A 21,695-nucleotide genomic window follows, 5' to 3' on the forward strand; every position below is an offset into this window, starting at 1 on the left:
AAATATAAATTACATTAAAAAAATAAATAATTCCAAATATAGAAACAAAAACACATCTTATATTTTTAATCAAACAAAATTAAACAATTTTTATTCCAAGATCCATTAAAGAAATTTAAACAACATTTTTTACAGGCAATATTCTTTATCCTTTTCCTGTAGAAAAATTTCTCACCACAATTTTGGCAAGTTCCTATGTATTTTAATTCTCTCCTTTCAATAGGAAATGAGTGCCTAACAGAAATTTGAAAATTCTTCTCTTTCACATTAATTTCATTCATCTTTTCTAAAAAATTTGGACCATGTATCTCATTTTTTTTTAATATTCTATCTACCCATGCATGAATCATTTCATGACATAAAGTACTCTTTATTTCACTAGTAGATAATTTACTCAAAATAGGTTTCGATAAGATAATTTCAGAATCTACAAGACCATTAATTCGTTTTCTTCTATAAAAACCAGCAGTAGTTTTTAATCTATTATCACTCCATCTAACTTTTACTAAAGGTTGATTATTAACCGCTAGAGAATTTTCAAAATATTGGCTATTAAATTTATGAAATAAAGGTAAAAGAGGAATTACAGGCATTATGGATTAAAATTAGTATTATTTTGACAAAAAAAGCCATCAAAAACGATTTCTTTTCTTAAAGTAATAAAAAACCTAATTCAACATGGATGCAACACTAGTTAAAGATATCGGAATTAAAGCATTATTAGTTGGCGGAGCTGTACTAGTTTCTTTTTGGACTTTTAATGCAGTCAAATTAGTTATAAGCGCCAGAGGAATTAATCCACTAGTAAGAAAGTTTTTTGATCAAATAGCCGCTGGCAGAATTGATGCAGCGTATGGTTTAACTACAAAAACTTATAAAACTCATGTGAAGCGCCAAGACTTTCTTAAATTTTTAGCTAGTTTAAATCTCAATAAATACAGAAATTTAAAATCAGGAAGACCTAGAGTCCAAGAAGATCAAATCATAATAACTTTGAATTTAAAGTCAGAAGATAAACAAGATGAGCTCCCATTAGATTTTACTTTCGCAAAAACTGACAATGATTGGAAAATAGACAGAATAGCAAAAGTGAATTAATAATTTCTTGTGAGGCAAAAAGAATTGTTTAAAGAAGAAATAATACATCAATTAGAATTACACCCAAGTAGATTAGATAAAGAAAAAATCATCTCAGAAGCAATGGAGGAAGGTCTAGATGATTTTTTTGAGGGAATCCGGATGGCGCTTGATCCATTGGTAACTTTTGGTGTAAAAATTGTTCCTGAAAAAAAGGGTGAAAAAAGTCAAAATTTTTTATGGAAAGATTTTAGGAAATTAGCAAATAAGCTTATTCAAAGAGAACTTACTGGTCACGCTGCTCGCGATGCAATTATTGCGGCTATGGAATCTGCCACAAAACAAGAGTGGAATGGATTTTATAGAAGAGTATTAATTAAAGATCTTAGATGTGGTGTATCTGAAAAAACAATCAACAAGATAGCAAAGAAATTTCCCAAATATGCGATTCCTATTTTTTCTTGTCCTTTAGCTCATGACAGTGCAAATCATGAAAAGAAAATGATAGGGAAAAAGCAAATCGAAATCAAATTAGATGGTGTGCGTGTCTTAACTATTATTAGACAAAATAAAGTAGAAATGTTTTCTCGTAATGGGAAACAATTCCATAATTTTGGTCATATTATCTCAGAAATAGAAAACGTCTTAAAAGAAGATCCTGCACCTCATGACTTAGTCCTAGATGGTGAAGTAATGAGCGCTAACTTTCAGGATTTAATGAAACAGGTTCATAGAAAAGATGGCAAACAAACAAAAGACGCAGTTCTACACCTATTTGACTTATGTCCCCTTGAAAACTTCCAAAAAGGTAGATGGAACACTACTCAAACAGCAAGAAGTTTATTAGTAAAAGAATGGGTAGCAAAACATTCCATGCTTCTAAGGCATATAAAAACACTTGAATGGGAAAATGTAGATCTTGACACCATTGAGGGACAGAAAAGATTTGTAGAGCTGAATAAATCTGCCGTGGAAGGTGGATATGAAGGAGTAATGATTAAAGATCCTGATGCTATTTATGAATGTAAAAGAACACACAGTTGGTTAAAAGCAAAACCTTTCATTGAGGTCACTTTAAAGGTTGTATCGGTTGAGGAAGGCACAGGTCGAAATAAAGGTAGACTAGGTGCTGTCCTAGTAGAAGGGGAAGATGATGGACATGAATACAGTCTTAGTTGTGGAAGCGGATTTAGTGATATCCAGCGTGAAGAATATTGGTCAAAACGGAATCAACTTATTGGTCAACTTGTAGAAATCAGAGCTGATGCTAAAACTAAATCCAAGGATGCGGTGGCTTTTAGTCTTAGGTTTCCTAGATTCAAATGCTTTAGAGGATTTAAAGCTGGAGAAAAAGTTTAAATTTTAAAAAAAATATTCAACAAAGTAGTCAATGAAAAATGTGGTTTTTAAGTAAAAAAACTAAAGATCTTAGCTATAAGATGTAAGAATAATTATCAGGACTTTTTCAGAGACTTATGACTAAGAAAACAGTTTTCAACTTCATAAAAACACCTTGTGGACAGGCAAAATATATCGAATTACAAGCCAACAAAACTTTACTAGGTAAATTTAGACTTTTGTGGTTTATCTTATTTGCATCTATTAGAGATTGGAATATTAAAGAGTAAATTCTTAGGATTTCTCAAAATATTCTCTGGAGTATTTAGCTGAGAAGTATACAACTAAAAAAGTTGAAATAATTCCAATGATAGTAATATATAAATTATTTGGTGATTGCACATTTTTTAACTCCTGGATACTTTTTGCCAAACTACCTATTGAGCAATAAAGAAAAGTTCCTGGAATTATTCCAAGAAGACCAAGAGTGAAATCTTTAAATTTAACATTATTCAAACCATAAAAATAATTAAGAATACTGAAGGGAAATATCGGCGATAATCTCGCTAAAAAAATTAATTTAAGTCCGCCTTTTTCTACTACTTTTTCCATAACACTTAATTTTGGATAACGGCTAAAAAGATTTTTTAGCTTTTTTGCAAAAAAAGTTTTTGATACAAAAAAAGCAACTGATGCCCCAATGGAAGCGGAAATGAAAACGATAATTGATCCTAAATATGAGCCATATAAAAAACCTGATAATAAAGATAACCAAGAAGCTGGAAGTATTAATAAAACAATTAAAATATAAATACAAACAAACGATAAGATGCCAATTCCAGTATTAAAAAAAAAAGACAAATTATAAATATTTTCTAGGAATATATTCATTCTCAATTCAATAGTTCGAGTTTCTTAGTAATTCTCTCCTTTTGCACCGAACCCTCATTTAATTTAAATCTGCATTCTTCAACAATATCTTTTGGAGCCTTATCAACGAAATTTTTATTAGATAATCTCTTATTTAAATTTTCTAATTCAATAGTAACCTTTTTTAAATCCTTGCTTAACCTTTCCTTTAATGCATCTATATTTACAAAATCTTGAAAAGGTAAGTAAACCTCTAAATCACTAATTATCCCAGAAAAAGATTTAGCAAACTCATTTTTATCAACAGCATTAGTTTTAAAAATAAATACTTCAGAAGATTTAGTTAAGGTTTGAATATCGTCAACTAAAGTTTCTAAAAAATCAATCAATTCATCATTGTCTGAAATTAAATATACAGGCCCCTTTTCTGATGGCTTAAGACCTAATTCAGCTCTCAAATTTCTAATCAGCCTAATAATTTCAAAGAGTTGCTGAAAGGAATTATCAAGCTTATTATCAACAAATTTATTTTCGTGAATTGGCCATTTTTGAAGAGATAATAATGCATTATCTGGTTTTAGTTGCAGTACATGCCAAAGTTCCTCAGTAATGTGCGGCATAAAAGGATGAATCATTACCAAAATATCATTGAGCACTTTTATTAAAACTTTTTCTGATATTTGTCTATTTTTAGTCTCTTTATTATTAAACCTTTGTTTAGCAAATTCTACATACCAGTCACAAAAATCATTCCATGCAAATTCATATAGAAGTTTCGCAGATTCTCCCAATTTATATTCTTTCAACAAAGCAGCGACTGTTATATTTACCTGATTCAATTTCGATAAAATCCACTTATCACATAACTCTAAAGAATTTTCATCACTCTCATTAAGCGAATAATTATGGTTAGAAGTTTTATTAATTAACACAAATTTAGTTGCATTCCATAATTTATTCGCAAAATTTCTTGAAGCTTCAACAGTTGAAGATGTATATTTTTTCCTATCAAAATCAAGCCGGATATCTTGACCAGCGCCTGCAACTTCTCGAATTAAAGCAAATCGTAGAGCATCAGAACCATATTTATCAATTAATAGTATTGGATCAATACCATTACCTGAACTTTTACTCATTTTTTTATTGTTTTCATCTCGAACGAGACCATGAATATAAACATCCTTAAAAGGAATATTATTCGTAAAAGTATTACCCATCATTGTCATTCTGGCCACCCAGAAGAAAATAATATCGAAACCAGTAACAAGAACATTATTTGGATACCATTTTTTAAAATCAGAATCATTTGTATTTGGCCAACCAAGAGTTGAGAAAGGCCATAAACCACTTGAAAACCATGTATCCAAAACATCTTTATCACGAACCAATTTAATATTTGATCCAAATTTTTTATTAGCTTCGATTAAGGCATCTTCTTCATTTCTTGCAACGATATATGGAGTATTTTGTTCTATTGAGTCTTGAGAGTCATCTAAAACATACCATGCTGGTATTTGGTGCCCCCACCACAATTGCCTACTGATACACCAATCATTAATATTCTCTAACCAATCCTTATAAACTTTCTCCCAGCGTGGTGGAATAAACGATGGTTTTTTTGAATCAATTTTATTAAGACATCCTTGTGATATATCATCCATTTTCAAAAACCATTGTGTTGACAATAAAGGTTCAATTGGAACCTTACCTCTATCAGAAAAAGGAACAGTATGTTTATAATCCTCTATCTTTGTCAAAAGGCCTAAGTTATCCAATTCCTTGATAATTCTCTTTCTAGCCTCATATCTATCTAAATTTTGAAAAATACCTGCATTAATATTTAAAGTTCCATCTTTGTTCATTACATTAATCTGTTTTAAATTATGCCTTTTTCCTATTGCAAAATCATTTGGATCATGGGCTGGAGTAACCTTCACACAACCCGTACCAAAATCTTTATCAACATGTGAATCAGCGATAATAGGTATTTCTCTATCAACGAAAGGGACTTTTACTTTGACACCAATAAATTCTTTATATCTATCATCATCAGGATTAACTGCCACAGCGGTATCACCCAAAAGAGTTTCTGGTCTTGTTGTTGCAACTTCTAAGTACTTATCTAACTGTTCACCACTTTCAGAAATTAAAGGGTATTTAAAATGCCATAAATGACCATTTACTTCTTGCATTTCAACTTCAAGATCACTTACGGCAGATTGAGATTCAGGGCACCAATTAACCAAATATTCGCCTCTATAAATTAAATTCTTTTTATAGAGAATATTAAAAGCCTCAATAACTGCTTCATTTAATTTTTGATCAAGAGTAAATCTTTCTCTAGTCCAGTCAACTGAATATCCTATCCTTTTTAATTGAGAAACTATTCTTCCACCACTTTGTTCTTTCCAGTTCCATGCTCTTTTAAGAAATTCATCTCTTCCAATATCCTCACTTGTTTTGCCTTCACTTTTTAATTGTTTTTCGAGAATAGTTTGAACAGCTATTGAAGCATGATCAGTTCCTGGTAAACACAAAACATTCTTACCTAAAAGTCTTTGAAAACGTACTACAACATCTATCAAAGCCGTATTAAATGCATGCCCCATATGCAAAGATCCAGTTACATTTGGTGGCGGAATAACAACACAAAAAGGCTCCCCATCATCCTCAGGGTTAGGACTAAACGCCTTTAGACTTTCCCATTTTTCTTGCCACTTTTTCTCTACTTCAAAAGGTGAATAATTCTCTAAAGATAATTGATCATTCATCTCTGTCATGTGCAAATTTTATTTCAATAAACTTTTTGTTTATTTTATCTTGAGAGCAGCCAATTAATGAAAATAATATTAGTTTGCAAAAAAGACACATCCATTCTACAAAAGTTTGAAGCAAGAACCACAGGAACAACGTTTTGAATTTTTTGGTGTTGTAATAAGAAATCCACCGACGCTAAAATCACCGTAATAATCTAATTTTAAATCTTTCAGTAAATTAAACTTTTTTACATCCGCGTATAAAGTTAGTCCTTCAGTTCTTCAAATAGGGGATCTATTACATGTACCTGGCCTTAATTTAATATGTATCCATCTTTCGGAACAATTTTTATCCTATACCAAATCAATCGACATTTCTCAAAGAGAACCTCCAAAAGAAGATTGCCTAGATATTTCTTAAGCAGTGCTTTGACTGACTGAAAGTTTGACGATCTCAGTGACTAGAAAAATAATAAATGGGCGATCCAGGGTTCGAACCAGGGACATCCTGCTTGTAAGGCAGGCGCTCTACCGCTGAGCTAATCGCCCTTATAATAAATCATTCTAATAGATGAAGTTGAAAAATTTATACTAAGTATTTAAATATTTCATGATTGAGGCAAAATTTAATTAATAAAATATATCCTATGTCCTCAAACAATAGATATAAATTGGAAAACAATTCCGATTTAGAGACTATAAATAGTTTTAGAATCTTAATATCTAATATCAAAGCATTAAAAGATAAAACTTGGGGCTGCCCATGGCAGAAAATACAATCTCATATATCGTTGATCCCATTTTTGTATGAAGAAAGTAATGAATTTATAGATGCGATATATGAAAAAAATGCAGATAAAATATGTGAAGAGTTAGGAGATCTTTTATTACAAGTGATGCTTCATGCTGAAATCGGTTACGAAGAAAAAGCATTTGCACTAAATGATGTTGTAAAAAATCTAAATAAAAAAATTATTAATAGACATCCATATATTTTTAACAAAAAAGAAAAAGTATCATTAAAAAAATCACAACAGATTTGGGGAAATATAAAAAATTTAGAAAAAGAAGCACCTCATATGAAATCTTCAATTAGTAGAAATTTAAATTTGAAAATTAAAAATTTACCTCCAACGCTTGGTACAGATAAAATAACAAATGTTGTTAAAGATCATGGTTTCAAGTGGGAAAGTACTGATGAGATTTTTAAAAAGTTAGAAGAAGAGATAAATGAATTAAAAGAGGCAATTAAATGCAAAAATGATTCAGATATAAAAAATGAATTTGGGGATATTTACTTTACCCTTCTTAATCTCGCAAACTTTTTAAAAATAAATCCTGAGTCAGCTCTTCAAAAAACTAATATAAAATTTTTAGACAGATTTTCAATCGTCGAAGAGCATGCAGGAGATAATATTAAAAAACAAACTCCCAAAGACTTTCAACGGCTTTGGCAAATAGCCAAGGAAAAACTGGCGGGAAAGATTACTAAAAGCAAATGACAAATATTACAACATGGATAGATGAATATCATCAAGGCTCAAGATTCGGCCTAAATGGGAAAATTCTAATTAAAAAAAAATCAAAATATCAAGAAATTATTGTTATTGAAAATAAATATTATGGTAAAGCTTTAATGTTAGATGGTTGCTGGATGACATCATTAAAAGACGAGAAATATTATCATGAGTGTCTTGTGCATCCTGCATTAAGTAGCATTGACGAAAAATCTAATGTACTAATTATTGGCGGTGGTGACGGTGGTACTTTAAAAGAATGTGTTAAATATACTCAAATATCAAAAATTGATCTAGTAGAAATTGATGAGGAGGTAATCAAAATATCTAAAAAATTTCTAAAAGAAATTGGAGGCGAAGCATGGAATGACAAAAGATTAGAAATACACGTAGATGATGGTGTTAAATGGGTAAAAAAAACAAGAGATGATTTTTATGACGTTATATTTATAGATTGTTCAGATCCCTCAGAATTTTCAAATTTATTATTTTCAGATTCTTTTTATGAAGAATGTAAAAGAATTCTTACACCAAAGGGGATATTAGCAACGCAAAGCGAATCTCCTGAATCCTTCAAAAATATTCACATAAATATTTTGAAAAACCTAAAAAATATATTTAAAGTTTCTGAAACTATGTATTCTTTTGTGCCTATATATCCAAGCGGGATTTGGAGTTGGACATTCGCTTCTTCAGAAGATCTAAATTTATCAAAGCAAAATTATCAGCAAGCCCTAATAATAGAAAAAGGATGTGAAATTTGGAATTTAAATTTTCAAAATGCAGCATTCAAAATGATGCCAAATAAAATTGTAAAAGAACTAGATTCATAAGATGACAAAAAATTTATTTGATAACGAAAATGCAATTTATATGGGAGCAAAAAGAAATCCTGAGAATTGCTCAATTGGTATATTTGGAGTTAATTATGACGGGACATGTTCGTTTAAACCAGGAGCAAGATTTGGTCCAGAAGCAATAAGACAAGTAAGTTCTTGTTTAGAAACATATTGTCCAAAAATAAAAAAAGACTTAGAGGATATTATCTATGTTGATTTTGGATCAATACTAATTGATAAAAATGACTCAAAGTCCGTTATCGAATCGGTTAAATCAGCAACAAATTATTTAATTAGTAAACGCCTTAGTCCTATTATGCTTGGAGGCGAACACTCTATTACAAGAGGCGCTATTGAAGCATTAGTAAAAAAATATCCAGATTTGATATTGGTTCAACTTGATGCTCATGCAGATTTAAGAGAATCATATATAGGAAATGAACATAGTCATGCTTGTACTATGAAAAGATGCTTAGAAGTGCTACCTGAAAAGAAAATTTTGCAAGTAGGAATTAGAAGTGGGACTAAGGAAGAATTTGAAATTATGCATAACAACAACCAATTAGTTAACTTTTGTCCAGGCGGAAATGCACATGAGTTAAAACAAGCTCTTCTACAATACGCTAAGTCTCCAATCTATTTAACAATAGATTTAGATTGGTTTGATCCCAGTTTATTAGCAGGGACGGGCACTCCAGAACCGGGAGGATTTTTTTGGAATGATTTTGAAGAAATACTGAAAACTTTAAAAGACTTTAGAATTGTGGCTTCAGATATTGTGGAATTATCTCCAGAAATTGATAAAAGCGGAGTAAGTAGCATAGTTGCAGCCAAAGTACTTAGAAGCTTAATTTTGTCATTAGAAAATATGCAATAAAAAATTTCTAAACTACAGTGTAAAAATACTAAATAAAAACTAAATATTTCATGGATTTGCTAAAAAGTCCTCTTTATTCAAAATATGTTGAATCCAATGCAAAATTAGTGGATTTTGCAGGTTGGGAAATGCCCATATCATTTTCGGGATTAATTAAAGAGCATGAATCAGTTAGATCTTCAGCAGGATTATTTGATATTTCTCACATGGGTGTGATATCTGTTAAGGGAATCAATCCAAAGGATTATATTCAAAAACTTTTTCCTACTAATTTATACTCCTTTTCTGAAGGTCAGGGGCTTTATACAGTAATGCTTAATGATAAAGGAGGAATAATAGATGACTTAATAATTTATGACCTTGGTATAAAAGAAAATGACATATCAGAATTATTGTTAATAGTTAATGCAAGTAGATTTAAGGAAGATTTTCAATGGATAAAAAATAATTTAAATAAATATGAAATTTCGATAACAAACTTTAAAAAAGACAAAGTACTTTTAGCACTACAGGGAAAAAACTCATTCGATTTATTTGAAGAATGGAGTGAATCTTCGATCTCACATATCCCTAACTTTGGATGCGAATATAAAATTTTTGAACATATTTCACCTAAAGAAAAAATTTTCTTTTCAAAGACAGGATATACAGGGGAAAATGGTCTAGAAATACTTTTATCTAAAAAAGCAGCAATTAATTTATGGGATTTCTCAATTTCCAAAAATGTTGCACCTTGTGGTTTAGGAGCTAGAGATACTCTTAGACTTGAAGCAGGCATGCATCTTTATGGTCAAGACATAAATGAAGAAACTTCTCCATATGAAGCAGGGTTAGGCTGGCTAGTACATCTAGAAAATAATCACGAATTCTTTGGAAGAAGCTTTCTTGAAGAGCAGTCAAGATTAGGTATTCAAAAAAAGTTAGTTGGTCTCTCTATAGAGGGTAAAGCAATAGGAAGAAAAGGTTGCGCAGTTCTTAAAGGTGAAGAAAATATTGGGAGTATCACAAGCGGCAGTTGGTCTCCAACTAAACAACAAGCTATAGCTTTTGCATACATCAATACTTCGCATGCCTTAATAAATAATGAAGTTCAAATATTAATAAGAGGCAAAAAATTCAACGGGGTTATAACAAAAAGAGCGTTTTATAAAAAAAATTATTAACTAAATTTACCCTTAAAGAATTATTATAAGTTATTGATAAATAAATCATACTTAGATGAGAAACAAAATTTGCGAAGAACTCAATAATACAGATATTGGTAAATTAGTTAATTTATGCGGATGGGTAGATAGAAGAAGAGATCATGGTGGTGTAATTTTTATTGATTTAAGAGACCATAGTGGATTCCTACAAATAACAATTAACCCCGATGATGGTGCAGATCTATTTAAACAGGCAGAAACTCTAAGAAATGAGACAGTAATAATGGTTAGCGGAATTATTAATGAAAGGCCTAAAGATTCAATAAATGCAAATTTAAGTACTGGAGAGTTAGAGCTTAAGGTTAAAGATTTGCAAATTCTTAACCAAATTAAAAAAAACTTACCTTTTCCAGTGTCTATACATGATTATGAAAATACAAAAGAGGAACTCAGATTAAAATATAGATACCTTGATTTAAGAAGGGGAAAATTACTAGAAAATTTAAAAACAAGACATAAGATTATTAAGGTTGCTAGAGAATTTTTGGATAATTTTGGATTTACAGAAGTAGAGACCCCATTACTTACAAAGTCAACTCCAGAAGGAGCTCGCGATTTTCTTGTTCCTGCACGTCTTTCAAATGGAGAATTTTTTGCTTTACCTCAATCCCCACAACTATTTAAACAACTTTTAATGGTTGGAGGCCTGGACAAGTATTATCAAATCGCAAAATGTTTCCGTGATGAAGACTTAAGGGCAGATAGACAGCCAGAGTTTACTCAATTAGATATTGAGATGAGCTTTATTAGTGAAGAAGAAATAATTTCTTTTAATGAAAGTCTCATAAAAAAAATATGGAAAGAAGTGTTAAATATTAATTTTAATAATGCTTTTCCAAGAATGTCATGGCAAGAAGCAATGGATAATTACGGCACTGATAGACCAGATACTAGATATCAAATGTTATTAAAAGATTTAGGAGGAGTATTAGGTGATATTGGATTTAATATTTTCACCAAGGCAATTAAGTCTGGAGGTTATATAAAATCCATAACAGTCAAAGGAGGGAATTCAAGTATTAGCAACGTAAGAATTAAACCAGGAGGTGACATCTTCCAAGTAGCTCAAGATGCTGGAGCTGGTGGTTTGGCCTTTATAAGGGTCAAAGGAAATGAGCTTGAGACTATTGGGGCAATTAAAAATAATTTAAGTGAAGAGCATATAGCTGATATTTTAAAAATCACAGAAGCAAAAGATGGAGACTTAATCCTCTTAGGAGCTGGAGATAAACAAATTGTTAATCAGTCATTAGATAGGGTTAGACAATATATCGCAAAAGACTTAAATCTCATTGATCAAAGTAAATGGAATTTCTTATGGGTAACTGACTTCCCGATGTTTGAGAGAAATGAAGAGGAAAATAGATATGAAGCTTTACATCATCCTTTTTGCTCTCCAAAAAATATAAAATCTAAAGATTCTGAAAACTTGAAAAAAGAAATTGAGAGCTCTACAGCAAATGCTTATGACTTAGTTCTTAATGGATTGGAGTTAGGAGGGGGCTCTTTACGTATTCATGAAGCGAACTTACAAAGAGAGGTTCTGAAAACGGTAGGACTTAGTGATAAAGAGATTGATGAAAAATTTGGATTTTTAATAGAAGCACTAGAAATGGGTGCTCCTCCTCATGGTGGAATAGCGTTTGGATTGGATCGTATTACCATGCTGATCATTGGTGCAGATTCAATCAGAGAAGCCATTGCTTTTCCAAAAAATCAACAGGCAAAATGTCTTCTCACAAATGCACCTTCAAATGTCTCTGAATCACAATTAAAAGAATTAGATATTGAAATAACAATTGATGAATAAGAATATATATGGATGTTCTAAAAGTTTTTTGTTTAAATAAAATATAAGGAGGCTGTGCTTAATTAAAAATATTTAATGTCAAAATTTGTATTTGTCACCGGAGGAGTAGTTTCTAGCATTGGTAAAGGAATTGTAGCTGCAAGCTTAGGAAGATTATTAAAGTCTAGAGGATATAGTGTTTCAATATTAAAACTAGATCCATATCTAAATGTCGATCCAGGAACAATGAGCCCTTTCCAACATGGAGAAGTATTTGTAACTGAAGATGGGGCTGAAACCGATCTAGATTTAGGTCACTATGAAAGATTTACTGATACTGCAATGACTAGGTTAAATAGTGTGACTACGGGATCTATCTATCAAGCAGTTATCAATAAAGAAAGAAGAGGTAGTTATGACGGTGGCACTGTACAAGTAATACCTCACATAACGGGAGAAATAAGAGAAAGAATTCATAGAGTAGCCGCCAACAGTAATGCAGATATTATTATTACTGAAATTGGTGGAACAGTTGGTGATATTGAATCTCTACCTTTTTTAGAGGCAATAAGAGAATTCAAAAATGATGTCAATAGTAACGATGTTGCATACATACACGTAACATTACTTCCTTACATCAAAACCTCTGGGGAAATAAAAACTAAACCAACACAACATTCAGTGAAAGAATTAAGATCAATTGGAATTCAGCCAGATTTACTTGTATGCCGAAGTGATAAATCTATCAATGAAGCTCTTAAAAAGAAGCTTAGTGGTTTTTGCGGTGTCAGTATCAAATCTGTAATTGAAGCTTTAGACGCAGACAGTATTTATTCTGTACCTCTTTCTTTAAAAAAAGAAGGTTTATGCAAAGAAACTCTGAAGTATTTAGACCTTGAAGATAAAAAATGTGATTTGAAAAATTGGGAGCAACTTATACACAACCTAAGAAATCCTGGAGCCCCTATCAAAGTTGCTTTAGTAGGTAAATATATTGAACTTGGAGATGCATATTTATCCGTTGTTGAAGCTTTAAGACACGCATGCATTGAACAAAAGGCTTTATTAGATTTACATTGGGTAAGTGCTGAAATGATAGAAAAAAATTCAGCAGCAACTTACTTAAATGAAGTTGATGCAATTGTCGTACCCGGGGGATTTGGCAATAGAGGAGTAAATGGAAAAATTTCGGCTATAAAATTTGCAAGAGAAAATAAAATTCCATTTTTAGGTTTGTGCCTTGGTATGCAATGTGCAGTTATAGAGTGGGCCAGGAATGTAGCTAATCTTCCAGATGCATCTAGTTCAGAACTAGACCCAAACACTCCCAATCCAGTGATACATTTATTACCAGAACAGGAAGATGTAGTTGATTTAGGTGGGACAATGAGACTTGGAGTTTATCCATGTAGATTGACAAAAAATACAACTGGGAAAAACTTATATGATGAGGATGTTATTTATGAGAGACATCGACATAGATACGAATTTAATAATTACTACAAACAAAGTTTTTTAGATTCTGGATACAAAATTAGTGGCACATCACCAGATGGCAGATTGGTTGAGTTAATTGAGTTAGAAAATCATCCATACTTCTTAGCATGTCAATATCATCCTGAGTTTTTATCACGACCTGGTAAACCTCATCCTTTATTTAAAGGTTTAATAAAAGCGTCTCAAGATAAGTTAACTCAATCAAATTAATATTCTTTATTTTTTTGAATGAAAATGACAAATTTTTTACCCTTAGTCGAACAATTTCATTCATTACAAGGTGAAGGATATCACGCTGGAAAAAGTGCTTTTTTTGTAAGATTAGCCGGATGTAAAGTTGGATGTTCGTGGTGCGACACCAAGAATTCATGGGACGAGAAAAAACACCCTTCTATATCAATTGAAAAAATAATAGATCGCATAAAAATTGCCAGAGAAAAAGGAGCATCTTTTTGCGTTATTACAGGTGGAGAACCTTTACAACATAACTTGGATAATTTTTGCAAAGCCATTAAAAAATTGACGATGGGAGAAGAACAAAATCCAATGAAGATTCATATTGAGACAAGTGGAGTTAATACGATATCAGGAAGCTATGACTGGATTACTTTATCTCCTAAAAGACACTCACCTCCAAAAAATTATTTTTTAAAAAACTGTAATGAAATCAAAATAATCATAAATGAAATAGAAGATATTGAATTTGCTATGCAAATAAAAAAAGAAACTTTAAAACAATATCAACTCTCTAAAAGCGAAGATGGCTTAAAAAAAGAAGATAAAATTTTTTATTTACAGCCAGCATGGAACAATGCGAATGGTTTTTCTCTTGCTATCGATTTCGTAAAAAATAACCCAGATTGGAAATTGAGCCTTCAAACTCACAAATACTTAAAAATTAATTGAAATCATATGACTCTTAAAAATAAATCGATCGTAGTTTTATTATCTGGAGGTTTAGATTCTTCTACAGTTACTAGTATCGCAAAAAAATCAGAAGCTAAAATTTTTGGCCTTTCATTTGACTACGGTCAACGTCATAAAAAAGAATTAAATTCTGCATCGATAATTGCAAAACACTTTGATATCGAAGAATTTAAAATCATTAAGCTTGACTTATCTTTATGGGGAGGCTCGTCATTAACTGATACTCAAAAAAATATTCCGATACAAGGAGTACAAACTAATAAAATTCCTAATACTTATGTTCCTGGGAGAAATACTATATTTATTTCCGTTGCACTAAGTTATGCCGAAGCAATAGATGCTGATTTTATAGGATTAGGAGTTAATGCACTAGATTATTCTGGTTATCCAGATTGCAGACCTGACTACATAAAAAAATTTCAAGAATTAGCAGATTTAGCCAATAAAAGAGGAAGAGAAAATAATCCAATAAAACTTTGGACACCACTATTAAATTTAAATAAAGAGGAAATTATTAAATTAGCTTTTGATAATCATGTCCCTCTAGATAAAACATGGAGTTGTTATTCGGGTAATTCAAAACCATGCGGTAAGTGTGATAGCTGCAGAATTAGAAATGCTGCTTATGAAAAATGGCTTAATAACAATAATAAAAAATGAAAATAAAAAAAATAATTCTAGAAAAATGGATGGATCCAGCACTGATTACACATCATCTAACAAAAAAATTCGGAGATAAAGGATTAGCTTGGCTAGACAGTGATGGCAAAGAAAATGGGGAATGGTCAATAATAGGAATTAAACCTAAAAAAATAATCCAATCAAGAGATATCAATAACTTAGACAAAACTAATAATCCATTTAACAATTTAAAAAATATTAAAAAAGGATTTTGGATCGGATGGTTAAGTTATGAAGCTGGAGTTTACATAGAGCCCAAAAACCCATGGCGAAAATCTAATATGGCAACTTTATGGATTGCATCATATGATCCAATCATTAAATGTAATCTAATAAAAAAAGAAATAATTATCGAAGGCACAAACTCATCTGAACTGATGAATTATAAAAACATAATCAACAATATAAAAAATATTGAAGAAGAAAATATTATTAAAACAAATTTGAATTTTGATTTTTCAAAAATAAATTTGGACGAAATGGCTGAAAAATTTCAGAAAAATATTCTAAAATTGAAAAAATTAATTTCCCTAGGGGATATATTTCAAGCAAACCTAACAACTAAATGCGAAATTGAATCTTCCAAAAACTATAATCCTCTAGATATTTATTTGAAAATAAGAAGGAAATTAAAAGCTCCCTTTGGAGGAATAATAATAAATAATGATCATTATAAAGAGGCTGTATTATCTACATCGCCAGAAAGATTTATAAAAATAGATAATAAAAATTTTGTAGAATCAAGACCTATCAAAGGAACTAGATCCAGAGATAAGGATTTAAATCAAGACGCACTTAATGCTATCGATTTAATAACGAACGAAAAAGATAGAGCCGAAAATATTATGATTGTTGACCTAATAAGAAATGATTTAAGTAAAGTTTGCGAAACAGGAAGTATTATGGTCCCAGAAATATTAAAACTTGAAAGTTTCTTAAAAGTTCATCATCTAACTTCAGTAATCAGAGGCAAATTAAAAAAAGACAAGAACTGGATTGATTTACTAAAAGCTTGTTGGCCTGGGGGCTCTATAACTGGAGCACCTAAATTAAGATCATGCCAGAGACTTTTTGAACTAGAAGAATGTGAACGCGGACCATACTGTGGCTCATTTTTGAAGCTTGACTGGAATGGAGAGTTTGACAGCAATATACTAATAAGATCATTTTTAATTAAAGACAAAAAAATCAATATATATGCTGGTTGCGGAATAGTTATTGACTCAAACCCTGAAGAGGAAACTAATGAACTAAAGTGGAAACTTTTACCATTAATTGATTCACTAAAATGATTGAAACATTAGCCTGGCACAAGGATCAATGGTTGGATATTGATAGAATATTTATTGCTGCTAATAATAGAGGATTAAAATTTGCTGATGGTATATTTGAAACCATTTTGATCAAAGAAAACAAACCTATTCTTTTTGATGAACATCTGAAAAGGTTAGAAAAAAGTAGCAAGATTTTAAATATTAATCTCAAAATAAATAAATTAACTTTGAGACAACTTATTCACGATGGAATAAGCAAGTTATCGCTTAAAAATGATCAATTTGCTTCAGTAAGAATAAACTATAGTCGAGGAACTAATGAAGGTCGAGCACTAACAATTGATAGCACTTCAGAGACAAAAGATTTGGATAATTTATGGCTTGAGTTCTATAGAATCAAACCAAATTTTAATCCGATAAGCGTTTGCATTAGTCAAACGGAAAAAATAAATGAATTCAGTCTTATAAGTAAATGCAAAACATTTTCATATAATCAGGCAATACAAGTTTTGACAGAAGCTAATGGGAAATCATTTGATGATTCTATCCTTTTGAATACGTCAGGTGAACTTTGTTGTGGAAGTACATTTAATCTTCTAATTAAAAGAAATAATCAATGGATAACTCCTAGAAAAGAGAGCGGCTGTTTAGAGGGGATTATGGTTTCTAAAGCCTTAAAATTAAAAATTGTAAAAGAAGAATTAATTCCTCCAGAATTTCAAAATGATGACATAATAGTCGCAATTAATAGCTTATCTTGCAGACAAATTAATCAAGTTAATGATTTAAAGCTTAACCCTAAATTCGATCCAATTTACTTCTGGGATTTATTATATAATTGAACTTTATTAATATCTGGTAAATAGGCATCAGATACTTTAGTTATATTGTTATTAACCTTCAATTCAACAATTTTTCCAATAATGATAATTGATGGAGCTAAAAATTCTTTATCTTTGATTTTATCTGGAAGATTATCTAATTTCTCTATCAAACATTTTTGATTTTTTAAAGTAGCTTCTTGAATAACAGCGCATTTTGTATTCTTATCTAAACCACCTAGAATTAATTCTTCCACAATAAATTCAATATTTTTTATACCCATAAAAATTACTAAGCTATCTGATGATTTAGCTAAATCTCTCCAATTAACTGTCTTTTTTTCCTTATCTACACGCTCATGTCCAGTAACGAAAGTTACGGAACTCGCAGCATCTCTATGGGTTAGTGGAATACCAAAATATGTAGGGGCAGCTATCCCAGAAGTAATGCCAGGAACGATTTCAACCGAAACTCCATTTTTTTCTAAAAACGATACTTCTTCACCACCCCTAGAAAAGACAAATGGATCTCCCCCTTTAAGCCTTACAACATTTTTACCTTCTTTAGCCAATTTTAAAATAAGAGTATTAGTTTCAACTTGAGGTACAGAACACTTCCCAGCCCTTTTGCCAACATGAAAAATTTCTTTATTTTTTCCTGCCTCTTTTATAATTTCATCTGGGATTAAAGCATCATGGACTAATACATCACAAGTTTTTATTAAACGTAAAGCTTTTAGAGTTAAAAGCTCAGGGTCACCAGGACCTGCTCCAACTAAATAAACAATGCCAGACACATTAATCTCCATTAACAAGTATGGTAGTAGAAGTTAATCGCAATGAAGGTAAATATTGTGAAAGAAAGTTTATTGAAACCAAATAAAAAATTTACTCTCCTTAGTGCTTTTATCACTCTTCTAAATGATCGCTTAAGTGAAAGCATACTTTTACCCATTTTACCCTCTTTTGTTTTACTTTTTGACTCTAAAGCGAGTACATACGGCTTATTATCATGCACTTACCAATTAGCTCAATTTACAGCTTCTCCTTTTATAGGTCTTATGAGTGATAGATATGGAAGAAGACCTGTCACTCTTTTTTGTATTACTGGTTCAGTAATAGGAATATCAATATTATCTTTTACAGTTCTTTTTAATTGGTCAAATTCAATAGCCTCTATCCCGTTATTTTTATTATTTTTAGCGAGACTAATTGACGGTTTAAGTGGGGGAACTGCCGCTACTGCAACAACTATTCTTGCAGATATTTCAAGCCCTGAAAAACGAGCAAAAACATTTGGTCTTATTGGTGTAGCTTTTGGTTTAAGTTTTTTCTTAGGTAATATTTTTGTTGTAATTTTTGCAAAAAATACAAATAATAATTTTATTATTCCAGTTTTGATAGCCTCAATAATTCCAATAATAAATTTCCTCCTTGTATTTTTTTACTTACCAGAAACAAAACCTAATAGTGACTCAAATAAATCAAAAACTATTTTTAAAAACCGCTTAAAAGAACTTTTTACAGTTTTCAAAGAAGAGAAGATTAAAAAATTATCATTAGCTTTTTTTATTTACTTTATTGCTTTTACTGGATTGACCAATATCCTAATATTTTTCCTTCAAGAATCTTTAAACTGGACGACCAAAGCATCAAGTGGAACTCTTGTTGTAGTAGGAATAATTGCAATCATCGTTCAAGGAGGACTTATTGGGCCTCTCGTAAAGCAATTTGGCGAAATGAGATTAACACTTATCGGATCAGGCTTCATTCTTGTAGCATGTTCACTTTTAATAACTGCTCCAGAAGAAAATGCAACAATAAATATTTATTCAGCTGTTTCATTTTTAGCAGTTGGGGCAGGGTTAATTACACCTACCTTAAGAGCACTAATTTCCAAGAAATTAGACGTTGATAAACAAGGATCAATCCTAAGTAACCTTCAGGGGCTACAGAGTCTTGGAGGGGTTCTAGGAATTGCAATGGCTGGGAGGGTTTATGATAGTTTTGGTCCTAAATCACCTTTTATAGCTGGTTCCGTTATCTTAATTTTCATGATATACCTTATTGCAGAGGGTAAAAATAATAATTCTTTTAACAATCAAAAATCAAAAGTATTTTAATGAAAAACCAGGCTGATGTTTTTATTAATAGAGAATTAAGTTGGATTGAATTCAATAAAAGAGTACTCCTAACTGGTATGGAAAAGGAGTACAAAATCCTAGATAAAGTAAAATTTTGTTCAATTTTTAGCAATAATCTTGATGAATTTTTTATGGTAAGGGTAGCTTCATTAAAGGCTCAAGTTGAAGCAGGAATTACTAAAAAAAGTATTGATGGACTCACCCCTCAAGAGCAATTAACAAAAATCAACAAAGAAGTAAAAAAATTAACTACTCTTCAAGAAAACTATCTAAATAATGAATTAAATGATGAATTAAAAAAACGAGGTGTAATTTTAAAAAAATATGAGAATCTAAATGAAAATCAAAGAAATTGGTGTAATAACTTCTTTACTTCATCTATTTTCCCTTTATTAACTCCATTAGTTGTTGATCCAGCACATCCATTCCCATTTATAAGTAATTTAAGTCTAAACTTAGCCGCTTTAATAAAGGATGGGCAAGATTCTAAAAAACAGTTTGTCAGAGTGAAAATACCAACAAAAAATATAAATCGATTTATACAAATTCCAAATGAAATTATTCAAGATAGTGATGAAAGTTCTCACGTTTTCATAAGTGTTGAAGATTTAATTGGAAATAATATAAATACTTTATTCAACGGAATGGAATGTATAAATTACTCTTTTTTTAGAGTGACAAGAGATGCAGATTTAGAATTAAAAGAACTTGAAGCTGATGATCTTCTTTTAGCAGTTGAACAAAGTTTGCAAAAAAGAAGATTAGGTGGAGAGGTCGTTAGATTAGAAGTTGAATCGAATATGCCAGAAAATATTTTAAAATTACTTATTGGAAGTATCTCAATACATGAAGAATATATATACTTTTGCAAAAGTTTATTGGGCCTGGACGATTTAAATCAGCTGACAAAAATTAATAGAGATGATTTAAAAGAAAATCTGCTAATTGGGAAAACTCACCCACAATTAAAGAATTTAGATTTGTCTTCAAATAAAAGTCGCAATTCTATTTTTAAGATACTTAGGAAAAAAAATATTCTGCTTCATCATCCCTACGACTTATTTAAAACTTCAGTGGAAGAATTTATAAACAGAGCAGCTGATGATCCACTTGTAATGGCTATAAAAATTACTTTATATCGAGTTTCCAAAGATTCTCCTATCATCGCAGCCTTAATGAGAGCTGCAGAAAACGGGAAAGAAGTAATGACACTTGTTGAACTAAAAGCAAGATTTGATGAAGACAATAATATTCAATGGGCAAAACAACTTGAACAAGCTGGAATTCATGTTGTCTATGGAATCATAGGATTTAAAACACATACAAAAATAGCTTTAATAGTTAGAAAAGAAAAAGGAAGATTAAGAAATTATTTTCATATTGGAACTGGAAATTATAACTCTAATACTTCAAGGTTTTATACAGATTTAGGATTACTTTCGACAGATCCTGAAATTGCATCAGATTTACTTGAGTTATTTAATTACTTATCAGGTTTTTCTAAACAAAAAAGTTATCAAAAATTATTAGTTTCTCCCTCATCGATGAGAGAGAAGTTTATATTTCTCATAAAGAGAGAAATTAAAAATGCAGAGGAAGGTAAAAAAGCTGAAATAATTGCAAAAATGAATTCTCTAGTGGACCCAGAAATAATTAACCTTCTTTATTTAGCTTCTGACTCAGGTGTACAAATTAGTCTTATCGTAAGAGGTATTTGTTGCTTATACCCCCAAAGAAAAAATTTAAGCGAAAATATTAAAGTAAAAAGCATTATTGGGCATTTTCTAGAACATTCAAGAATTTTTTGGTTTTGTAATAACGATGATAATGAAGTTTTTATTGGGAGTGCAGATTGGATGAGAAGAAACCTTGATAGAAGGATAGAGGCTATTACTCCAATAGAAGATTCTGAATTAAAGTCTCAACTCAAAACTCTTTTGCAAACATATATTAAAGATGATTACTTTTCTTGGATAATGAAAGAAGATGGTTCTTATACAAAACATGCATTAGATTCGGCGAATAATCGTTCACAAATTGATCTCATAGAACATTAAAAACAATATTGATTTTTATAACATTT

At 30.8% G+C, this 21,695-nt stretch carries 19 protein-coding genes and 1 tRNA gene; 15 read left to right on the top strand and 5 right to left on the bottom strand.

The window, feature by feature from the left end; all coding sequences use genetic code 11:
• Window positions 1-65: 65 nt before the first annotated feature.
• Window positions 66-593 (bottom strand): SprT family zinc-dependent metalloprotease, encoded by a 528-nt coding sequence (locus SOI86_RS06380; protein WP_320681005.1) that lies wholly within the window; start codon window positions 591-593, stop codon window positions 66-68.
• Between the two features lie 85 nt (window positions 594-678).
• Between SOI86_RS06380 and SOI86_RS06385 the strand changes: the two genes are divergently transcribed.
• The 3 genes from SOI86_RS06385 to SOI86_RS06395 all read left to right on the top strand — a co-directional run bounded on the left by SOI86_RS06385 (window position 679) and on the right by SOI86_RS06395 (window position 2,705).
• Window positions 679-1,098, top strand: a complete 420-nt coding sequence (locus tag SOI86_RS06385) for a hypothetical protein (protein WP_011819289.1) — start codon at window positions 679-681, stop codon at window positions 1,096-1,098.
• Between the two features lie 24 nt (window positions 1,099-1,122).
• Complete coding sequence (locus tag SOI86_RS06390; protein ID WP_320682506.1) at window positions 1,123-2,436, top strand: RNA ligase family protein; 1,314 nt, start codon at window positions 1,123-1,125, stop codon at window positions 2,434-2,436.
• Between the two features lie 116 nt (window positions 2,437-2,552).
• Window positions 2,553-2,705, top strand: a complete 153-nt coding sequence (locus SOI86_RS06395) for a hypothetical protein (RefSeq protein WP_320681006.1) — start codon at window positions 2,553-2,555, stop codon at window positions 2,703-2,705.
• 4 nt (window positions 2,706-2,709) lie between these two features.
• Here SOI86_RS06395 and SOI86_RS06400 read toward each other — a convergent pair whose 3' ends face one another.
• The 3 genes from SOI86_RS06400 to SOI86_RS06410 all read right to left on the bottom strand — a co-directional run bounded on the left by SOI86_RS06400 (window position 2,710) and on the right by SOI86_RS06410 (window position 6,590).
• Window positions 2,710-3,306: a TVP38/TMEM64 family protein gene (locus tag SOI86_RS06400; protein WP_320681007.1), complete on the bottom strand. Its 597-nt coding sequence runs from the start codon at window positions 3,304-3,306 to the stop codon at window positions 2,710-2,712.
• A 2-nt stretch (window positions 3,307-3,308) separates the two neighbouring features.
• A complete protein-coding gene (locus tag SOI86_RS06405) occupies window positions 3,309-6,065 on the bottom strand; it encodes a valine--tRNA ligase (protein WP_320681008.1) in 2,757 nt (918 codons plus the stop codon).
• 453 nt (window positions 6,066-6,518) lie between these two features.
• Window positions 6,519-6,590: transfer RNA gene (locus SOI86_RS06410), tRNA-Val, on the bottom strand.
• A gap of 98 nt (window positions 6,591-6,688) precedes the next feature.
• On the opposite strand from SOI86_RS06410, the gene mazG reads away from it, so the two are divergent.
• The 10 genes from mazG (at window position 6,689) to SOI86_RS06460 (ending at window position 17,489) form a co-directional block, all read left to right on the top strand.
• A complete protein-coding gene (gene mazG / locus SOI86_RS06415; protein ID WP_320681009.1) occupies window positions 6,689-7,543 on the top strand; it encodes a nucleoside triphosphate pyrophosphohydrolase in 855 nt (284 codons plus the stop codon).
• Complete coding sequence (speE, locus tag SOI86_RS06420) at window positions 7,540-8,391, top strand: polyamine aminopropyltransferase (protein ID WP_320681010.1); 852 nt, start codon at window positions 7,540-7,542, stop codon at window positions 8,389-8,391. Before mazG ends, speE begins: the two co-directional genes overlap by 4 nt.
• A 1-nt stretch (window position 8,392) precedes the next feature.
• The gene (speB, locus tag SOI86_RS06425) at window positions 8,393-9,274 is read left to right on the top strand and encodes an agmatinase (protein WP_320681011.1); all 882 of its coding nucleotides are present in this window, start codon (window positions 8,393-8,395) and stop codon (window positions 9,272-9,274) included.
• Window positions 9,275-9,324: 50 nt separating this feature from the next.
• The gene (gene gcvT, locus SOI86_RS06430) at window positions 9,325-10,437 is read left to right on the top strand and encodes a glycine cleavage system aminomethyltransferase GcvT (RefSeq protein WP_320681012.1); all 1,113 of its coding nucleotides are present in this window, start codon (window positions 9,325-9,327) and stop codon (window positions 10,435-10,437) included.
• Window positions 10,438-10,492: 55 nt separating this feature from the next.
• Complete coding sequence (gene aspS / locus SOI86_RS06435) at window positions 10,493-12,289, top strand: aspartate--tRNA ligase (protein ID WP_320681013.1); 1,797 nt, start codon at window positions 10,493-10,495, stop codon at window positions 12,287-12,289.
• A gap of 75 nt (window positions 12,290-12,364) precedes the next feature.
• On the top strand, window positions 12,365-13,975 hold the full coding sequence (locus tag SOI86_RS06440) for a CTP synthase (RefSeq protein ID WP_320681014.1): 1,611 nt from the start codon (window positions 12,365-12,367) through the stop codon (window positions 13,973-13,975).
• A gap of 24 nt (window positions 13,976-13,999) precedes the next feature.
• Window positions 14,000-14,671, top strand: a complete 672-nt coding sequence (locus SOI86_RS06445) for a 7-carboxy-7-deazaguanine synthase QueE (protein WP_320681015.1) — start codon at window positions 14,000-14,002, stop codon at window positions 14,669-14,671.
• 6 nt (window positions 14,672-14,677) lie between these two features.
• Window positions 14,678-15,352, top strand: coding sequence for a 7-cyano-7-deazaguanine synthase QueC (gene queC / locus SOI86_RS06450; protein WP_320681016.1), 675 nt, complete (start codon window positions 14,678-14,680; stop codon window positions 15,350-15,352).
• Window positions 15,349-16,665: an anthranilate synthase component I family protein gene (locus SOI86_RS06455; protein ID WP_320681017.1), complete on the top strand. Its 1,317-nt coding sequence runs from the start codon at window positions 15,349-15,351 to the stop codon at window positions 16,663-16,665. Before queC ends, SOI86_RS06455 begins: the two co-directional genes overlap by 4 nt.
• On the top strand, window positions 16,662-17,489 hold the full coding sequence (locus tag SOI86_RS06460) for an aminotransferase class IV (RefSeq protein WP_320681018.1): 828 nt from the start codon (window positions 16,662-16,664) through the stop codon (window positions 17,487-17,489). The genes SOI86_RS06455 and SOI86_RS06460 overlap by 4 nt, the downstream gene beginning before the upstream one ends.
• Here SOI86_RS06460 and cobA read toward each other — a convergent pair.
• Window positions 17,462-18,265, bottom strand: coding sequence for a uroporphyrinogen-III C-methyltransferase (gene cobA, locus SOI86_RS06465; RefSeq protein ID WP_320682507.1), 804 nt, complete (start codon window positions 18,263-18,265; stop codon window positions 17,462-17,464). The two genes, SOI86_RS06460 and cobA, sit on opposite strands and share 28 nt — an antisense overlap.
• A gap of 57 nt (window positions 18,266-18,322) precedes the next feature.
• Between cobA and SOI86_RS06470 the strand changes: the two genes are divergently transcribed.
• Both SOI86_RS06470 and ppk1 read left to right on the top strand, forming a co-directional pair.
• The gene (locus tag SOI86_RS06470) at window positions 18,323-19,591 is read left to right on the top strand and encodes an MFS transporter (RefSeq protein WP_320681020.1); all 1,269 of its coding nucleotides are present in this window, start codon (window positions 18,323-18,325) and stop codon (window positions 19,589-19,591) included.
• The gene (ppk1, locus tag SOI86_RS06475) at window positions 19,591-21,669 is read left to right on the top strand and encodes a polyphosphate kinase 1 (protein WP_320681021.1); all 2,079 of its coding nucleotides are present in this window, start codon (window positions 19,591-19,593) and stop codon (window positions 21,667-21,669) included. The genes SOI86_RS06470 and ppk1 overlap by 1 nt, the downstream gene beginning before the upstream one ends.
• Window positions 21,670-21,695 lie beyond the last annotated feature (26 nt).

Origin of the sequence: Prochlorococcus sp. MIT 1314, assembly GCF_034093315.1 — a bacterium.
Classification (GTDB): domain Bacteria; phylum Cyanobacteriota; class Cyanobacteriia; order PCC-6307; family Cyanobiaceae; genus Prochlorococcus_A; species Prochlorococcus_A marinus_Y.

What these genes read in the sequence shown, in the direction of transcription:
- SOI86_RS06380 (WP_320681005.1), bottom strand. Translation starts at nt 593, where the DNA reads ATGCCTGTAATTCCTCTTTTACCTTTATTTCATAAATTTAATAGCCAA.
- SOI86_RS06385 (WP_011819289.1), top strand. Translation starts at nt 679, where the DNA reads ATGGATGCAACACTAGTTAAAGATATCGGAATTAAAGCATTATTAGTT.
- SOI86_RS06395 (WP_320681006.1), top strand. Translation starts at nt 2,553, where the DNA reads ATGACTAAGAAAACAGTTTTCAACTTCATAAAAACACCTTGTGGACAG.
- SOI86_RS06400 (WP_320681007.1), bottom strand. Translation starts at nt 3,306, where the DNA reads ATGAATATATTCCTAGAAAATATTTATAATTTGTCTTTTTTTTTTAAT.
- SOI86_RS06405 (WP_320681008.1), bottom strand. Translation starts at nt 6,065, where the DNA reads ATGACAGAGATGAATGATCAATTATCTTTAGAGAATTATTCACCTTTT.
- mazG (WP_320681009.1), top strand. Translation starts at nt 6,689, where the DNA reads ATGTCCTCAAACAATAGATATAAATTGGAAAACAATTCCGATTTAGAG.
- speE (WP_320681010.1), top strand. Translation starts at nt 7,540, where the DNA reads ATGACAAATATTACAACATGGATAGATGAATATCATCAAGGCTCAAGA.
- speB (WP_320681011.1), top strand. Translation starts at nt 8,393, where the DNA reads ATGACAAAAAATTTATTTGATAACGAAAATGCAATTTATATGGGAGCA.
- gcvT (WP_320681012.1), top strand. Translation starts at nt 9,325, where the DNA reads ATGGATTTGCTAAAAAGTCCTCTTTATTCAAAATATGTTGAATCCAAT.
- aspS (WP_320681013.1), top strand. Translation starts at nt 10,493, where the DNA reads ATGAGAAACAAAATTTGCGAAGAACTCAATAATACAGATATTGGTAAA.
- SOI86_RS06440 (WP_320681014.1), top strand. Translation starts at nt 12,365, where the DNA reads ATGTCAAAATTTGTATTTGTCACCGGAGGAGTAGTTTCTAGCATTGGT.
- SOI86_RS06445 (WP_320681015.1), top strand. Translation starts at nt 14,000, where the DNA reads ATGACAAATTTTTTACCCTTAGTCGAACAATTTCATTCATTACAAGGT.
- queC (WP_320681016.1), top strand. Translation starts at nt 14,678, where the DNA reads ATGACTCTTAAAAATAAATCGATCGTAGTTTTATTATCTGGAGGTTTA.
- SOI86_RS06455 (WP_320681017.1), top strand. Translation starts at nt 15,349, where the DNA reads ATGAAAATAAAAAAAATAATTCTAGAAAAATGGATGGATCCAGCACTG.
- SOI86_RS06460 (WP_320681018.1), top strand. Translation starts at nt 16,662, where the DNA reads ATGATTGAAACATTAGCCTGGCACAAGGATCAATGGTTGGATATTGAT.
- ppk1 (WP_320681021.1), top strand. Translation starts at nt 19,591, where the DNA reads ATGAAAAACCAGGCTGATGTTTTTATTAATAGAGAATTAAGTTGGATT.